Here is a 6,000-nt window from a genome sequence, read left to right on the forward strand (position 1 = left end):
TACTATGAAATGCATATAACAACTCTAGCAGTTGCACGAAAAGCGCGCAATTTAGCTTAATTTAAAGCGTCTTACTTGCTCATCCAGTGAACGAGCTAACGACAACAGCTCTTCACTGACTTTTTGGTTTTCATGGGCATCAACCAATGAGTGCTCGGCATTGTCACTAATTGCTATAACGCTTTGATTAATTTCTTCAGCCGCGAGGTTTTGCTGTTCGGTGGCATCAGCGATTTGCACGTTAAGTTGGTTTATTTCGCTCATTTGTGAAGAAATATCACGCAGAGCTTTAGCAACTTGCTTAACTTGAACTGCTCTTTCGTCTGCTTCTTCACAAGAGTTATTCATCGTATTAACGGTTTGTGCAGCTTCAGCTTGTAGTTTATCGATAGTGCGGCGAATTTCGTCGGTTGAGTCATGGGTGCGTGTTGCTAAAGTACGTACTTCATCGGCTACCACAGCAAAACCTCGGCCAGCTTCACCAGCACGAGCTGCCTCAATCGCAGCATTAAGTGCAAGTAAGTTAGTTTGCTCGGCAATGCTACTGATCACCTCGAGTACTTTGCCAACGTCTAACGTTTGCGTTTGTAGTTGACTTACTTGCTCAGCTGCTGCTCTAACATCTGCCGCAAGTTGATTAATACTTTGCTCAGTGTGCTCAGCAACATGTAAGCTTTGCTGCGCAAGTTGATTACTATGCTCAGATTTCTCAGACGCAAAATGGGTGGTGTTTTTAACTTCGCTTGATGAGCTTTCTAATTCGTTGATAGCGGCAGCGACCGAATCTGTCCCTTGCTTTTGCTTTAAAATCGCTTGCTCGGTGGCATCCGCTGAGGCATAAATGCTTTCGGCAGAGTGGATCAATACCTTAGAAGAATGGGAGACTTGGGCAATATTATCTTTAAACGCGCCTATCATGTGATTAAAGCTGGTGGCGAGAGAGCTAAGCTCGTCATTATTATTGTCGTCTATCGTGAGGCTTAAATCTTTATTGGTGGTTGCCAAGTGCATAGTATGGCTAATGACTTTTAAGCGTTTGATGAATATTTTTCTAAACATCACAGCCAGTAGTGAAAATGCAGTAATGAAAATAGCCGTTAGTAGTAGCGTGTTCATTAAGGTGTTTTGCGATACTTCTTGCTCAATATCAGCCAACGAATAACTAATTTTCACTACACCTAACACATCGCCTTCTTGTGCTTGATGGCAGCCTAAGCAGTTTGTTCCTTTATAGTCACTGCGAGCAAACATAGGCTTAAGATAAGTCATCGTACTATTTTGATTATCAATAAATAGTGCTTCAGTGCCTGTTAGTGCTTTTCGCTCAGCATCGTTAGTCGCAACTTGGTTGGCATTTCCTGGCCCATAAATTTTATTAACGATTGGACTACGAATGATATGAGCATCTGCAATATTAGGATGGCTTCTTAATTTAGTACTCAGAATTTCGCGATTAGCCATGGTGCCAGTTAGCATCATGGTATTAATAGAGTCAAAATAATTATCGGCAAGCAGTTTTATGTTACTTTCAACGGTATCTTGCGCTAATTCATGCTGCTGCTGGGCGCTGCTGAATATACTGGCAAACAGCACCAATACGCCTGTCAGAGCCAACAAGGCATAAATTTTAAATTGGATAGACTTCATTTGACGACGCTTTTTCTAAATTAAGGAAAATTTATTATCTTTATTTAGAAAAAGCGTACATTGATATAGCGCAAAGCTTCGTTAGTTTTGATTGATCATATGGCTGGCGAGTTGCGATAACGATTGTCTTAACCCTTCACGCAGGAGTGGGTTATCAATCTCGATATCAAGCGTTTTATTCATACAATGCATCCATTGGTCACGTAGGTCTTGATCAATAGGGAAAGGCATGTGACGCTTTCTTAGCATTGGGTGACCATATTTTTCAACGAATAGGTCAGGGCCGCCCAGCCAGCCAGATAAAAACTCAAAGAATACTTGGCGAATTCTATCTAAAGGCTGAGGATGCATATCATATAATGGTTTGGCGTATTCATCTGTGGCCATTATGTCGTAAAATCGATTTGCAATTGCTCGAGCTCCTGCTTCACCGCCAATAATTTCGTAAGGTGTTTTTTCTGGGGTAGGCGTTTCAGGCGTTGGTTTCGATTTAGAAAAAAGTCGTTTAATCATAATATTAATAAAGCTCTACAGGGCGAAGAGGTTGCTTCACTATGGACAAATATGCGGTTTTTGGAAATCCAATAAAACATTCGAAATCACCCGCAATACACGCACAATTTGCTGCATCATTAAACGAGCAAATACAATACAGCGCCATTTTAGCACCAACAGATGCATTTGAAAAAACTGTCGCTGAGTTTTTCGCTGCGGGTGGTAAAGGGGCTAATGTCACCTTGCCATTTAAAGAGCAAGCATTTGCCATGGTCGATGAACTTACAGAGCAAGCGAAAATAGCCGGAGCAGTAAACACGATTAAACAACTCGAAGATGGTAGCCTACTGGGGGATAACACCGATGGTGTAGGGCTTGTTAAAGATCTTTTAGCCAATAATGTCACCTTAAAAGGGCTGCGAGTACTTCTTATTGGCGCCGGTGGTGCGGCGCGAGGCGTCATTCAGCCATTATTGAATGAGCAAATCGAAAGTTTAACAATAGCCAACCGTACCGCCGAAAAAGCAAAGGCGCTAGCAAGTCATTTTAATGGTGAAATTGATGTGCAGGGCTTTGCTTTAAATGATATCCCAGCAAACAACTATGATGTGGTAATTAATTCAACCTCAAGTAGCGTAACGGGAGACCTGCCTGGTATAGCTGAAGAGCACGTTGCTAAGTGTCAGTGCGCTTACGATATGTTTTACGCAAATGACGATACCGCATTTATCAGTTGGGTAAAGTTGATTAACCCAACATGTTTAACACTTGATGGTTGTGGCATGCTAGTTGGTCAAGCAGCGCAAGCTTATTTTGTATGGCGCAATAAAATGCCAGAAATCATTCCCGTTGTTAGCGCGCTTAAAGCAGGAGAAATTGCGTGAATCAAGCTATCCAATTTATAGACAGACTCGAATTTAAGCCAGAAGAAAAGCAGTTGGTGTTTTTTGCCCAAGTAAGTGGCTTGATGGTGGAGTGTGTTATTGATACCAGCAAATATGATTTTGCTGATCAAAGCAGTGCGGTTAATTACTTTGAATCTTATCGTTTCGATTACGAAGAACTCGCCGAGCAACTGATTGAAGATGAGCAGTATAACTCGGCAGGACAAATCGAATTAACCGAGGTGTTTTAGCCCTCAGCTAAGTATTCATCTTTAAGCTGAACATAATTATCAGCAGAGACTTTTAAAAAGGCGCGCTCTTGCTCTGTTAAAGGGCGAGCCTGTTTAACAGGGCTACCGACATAAAGGTAACCAGACTCTAAACGCTTGTTAGGTGGTACTAATGAACCACCACCAATGATCACATCATCTTCAACAATTGCGTTGTCCATCACAATCGCACCCATCCCAACAAGTATACGATTACCAAGTTGACAGCCGTGTAACATAACTTTATGACCGACAGTGACGTCATCACCAATAATAAGAGGGTAACCATCGGGGTTTGACTTAGAAGCTCGGGTTAAATGTAAAACACTGCCGTCTTGAATGTTTGTACGTTCACCAATACGTATATAGTTAACATCACCTCGCGCAGCAACAAGAGGCCATACACTTGAATCTTTACCAAGCGTAATATCACCGACTAAAACCGATGACTCATCAATATAAACACTATTATCGTATGTCGGAGTGATCCCTTTATAAGAACGGATAGTCATAAATTCACCTTTTAATTTAAAAATGCGCTCAGTCTAGTGTAACAGCGAAGCAAATAAATACACCAAAACAGAGCTAAATTGACTGCTAAACAGCCAGTTTTAGGGTGTTTAGTTCAAAAGCTGAGCGAACAGTACGTTTTTTTAAATTTTATTGAAAAAAGTGCTTGCGTAAAAAATCCATCTCCCTATAATGCGACCCCACTGACACGGCGGGCAGCAACGAAAGACGCTGAACAACGTAGCAGAGAGTTAAGTGAAACTTCGGTTTCAAATAATCGAAAGAAAGTTTGAAATTAAGTGTTGACTCGAAAATTTAAGGATGTATTATACGCATCCCTAGCGACAACGTCGCAACGTTCTTTAACAATATAAAGCAATCATCTGTGTGGGCACTCGTACAGGTTGAGTTCTAACAGCGAAGCTTAGTTTACTAAGTGGAGCAAACAAATTTAGAGTCTCAAATGTAACTGAGTGACTTCATAGTCAATTCGATATCGAAAGATATCAAAACTTCATAGTCAATTCGATATCGAAAGATATCAAAATCAGAATTCATTGAGCATGGTTTGAAGTTTACTTCAAACAAAAAACTTTTAATTGAAGAGTTTGATCATGGCTCAGATTGAACGCTGGCGGCAGGCCTAACACATGCAAGTCGAGCGGCAGCGACAACATTGAACCTTCGGGGGATTTGTTGGGCGGCGAGCGGCGGACGGGTGAGTAATGCTTGGGAATATGCCTTATGGTGGGGGACAACAGTTGGAAACGACTGCTAATACCGCATGATGTCTACGGACCAAAGTGGGGGACCTTCGGGCCTCACGCCATAAGATTAGCCCAAGTGGGATTAGCTAGTTGGTGAGGTAATGGCTCACCAAGGCGACGATCCCTAGCTGGTTTGAGAGGATGATCAGCCACACTGGGACTGAGACACGGCCCAGACTCCTACGGGAGGCAGCAGTGGGGAATATTGCACAATGGGCGCAAGCCTGATGCAGCCATGCCGCGTGTGTGAAGAAGGCCTTCGGGTTGTAAAGCACTTTCAGTAAGGAGGAAAGGTTAAGTGTTAATAGCACTTAGCTGTGACGTTACTTACAGAAGAAGCACCGGCTAACTCCGTGCCAGCAGCCGCGGTAATACGGAGGGTGCGAGCGTTAATCGGAATTACTGGGCGTAAAGCGTACGCAGGCGGTTTGTTAAGCGAGATGTGAAAGCCCCGGGCTCAACCTGGGAACTGCATTTCGAACTGGCAAACTAGAGTGTGATAGAGGGTGGTAGAATTTCAGGTGTAGCGGTGAAATGCGTAGAGATCTGAAGGAATACCGATGGCGAAGGCAGCCACCTGGGTCAACACTGACGCTCATGTACGAAAGCGTGGGGAGCAAACAGGATTAGATACCCTGGTAGTCCACGCCGTAAACGATGTCTACTAGAAGCTCGGTTCCTCGGAACTGTTTTTCAAAGCTAACGCATTAAGTAGACCGCCTGGGGAGTACGGCCGCAAGGTTAAAACTCAAATGAATTGACGGGGGCCCGCACAAGCGGTGGAGCATGTGGTTTAATTCGATGCAACGCGAAGAACCTTACCTACACTTGACATACAGAGAACTTACCAGAGATGGTTTGGTGCCTTCGGGAACTCTGATACAGGTGCTGCATGGCTGTCGTCAGCTCGTGTTGTGAGATGTTGGGTTAAGTCCCGCAACGAGCGCAACCCCTATCCTTAGTTGCCAGCGATTCGGTCGGGAACTCTAAGGAGACTGCCGGTGATAAACCGGAGGAAGGTGGGGACGACGTCAAGTCATCATGGCCCTTACGTGTAGGGCTACACACGTGCTACAATGGCGCATACAGAGTGCTGCGAACCTGCGAGGGTAAGCGAATCACTTAAAGTGCGTCGTAGTCCGGATTGGAGTCTGCAACTCGACTCCATGAAGTCGGAATCGCTAGTAATCGCGTATCAGAATGACGCGGTGAATACGTTCCCGGGCCTTGTACACACCGCCCGTCACACCATGGGAGTGGGTTGCTCCAGAAGTGGATAGTCTAACCTTCGGGAGGACGTTCACCACGGAGTGATTCATGACTGGGGTGAAGTCGTAACAAGGTAGCCCTAGGGGAACCTGGGGCTGGATCACCTCCTTATACGATTTAGAACTTATTTGTTCGTAGTGTCCACACAGATGATTGTTA

General features: G+C 44.1%; 5 protein-coding genes and 1 rRNA gene. 3 read left to right on the forward strand and 3 right to left on the reverse strand.

All coding sequences use genetic code 11. From position 1 onward, the window contains the following. Window positions 1–51 precede the first annotated feature (51 nt). Window positions 52–1,647, reverse strand: a complete 1,596-nt coding sequence (locus tag NH153_RS04555) for a methyl-accepting chemotaxis protein (RefSeq protein WP_063701478.1) — start codon at window positions 1,645–1,647, stop codon at window positions 52–54. 81 nt (window positions 1,648–1,728) lie between these two features. Next, the gene (locus NH153_RS04560) at window positions 1,729–2,160 is read right to left on the reverse strand and encodes a group II truncated hemoglobin (protein WP_054554758.1); all 432 of its coding nucleotides are present in this window, start codon (window positions 2,158–2,160) and stop codon (window positions 1,729–1,731) included. A gap of 41 nt (window positions 2,161–2,201) precedes the next feature. Here NH153_RS04560 and aroE point away from each other — a divergent pair, with 41 nt between their 5' ends. Continuing rightward, entirely contained in the window at window positions 2,202–3,026 is an 825-nt protein-coding gene (gene aroE, locus NH153_RS04565; protein WP_063701479.1) for a shikimate dehydrogenase, read from the forward strand. Beyond that, window positions 3,023–3,277 carry a DUF1488 family protein gene (locus NH153_RS04570; protein WP_054563787.1) on the forward strand — a complete coding sequence of 85 codons (255 nt, stop codon included), beginning with the start codon at window positions 3,023–3,025 and terminating at the stop codon, window positions 3,275–3,277. Before aroE ends, NH153_RS04570 begins: the two co-directional genes overlap by 4 nt. Here NH153_RS04570 and NH153_RS04575 read toward each other — a convergent pair. Then, complete coding sequence (locus tag NH153_RS04575; protein ID WP_063701482.1) at window positions 3,274–3,807, reverse strand: gamma carbonic anhydrase family protein; 534 nt, start codon at window positions 3,805–3,807, stop codon at window positions 3,274–3,276. The genes NH153_RS04570 and NH153_RS04575 overlap by 4 nt on opposite strands. A gap of 594 nt (window positions 3,808–4,401) precedes the next feature. Here NH153_RS04575 and NH153_RS04580 point away from each other — a divergent pair. Beyond that, a 16S ribosomal RNA gene (locus NH153_RS04580) occupies window positions 4,402–5,952 on the forward strand. The last annotated feature ends 48 nt before the right edge of the window (window positions 5,953–6,000 follow it).

It is taken from the genome of Pseudoalteromonas gelatinilytica, from assembly GCF_001641615.1.
GTDB classification, from domain to species: Bacteria; Pseudomonadota; Gammaproteobacteria; order Enterobacterales; family Alteromonadaceae; genus Pseudoalteromonas; species Pseudoalteromonas gelatinilytica.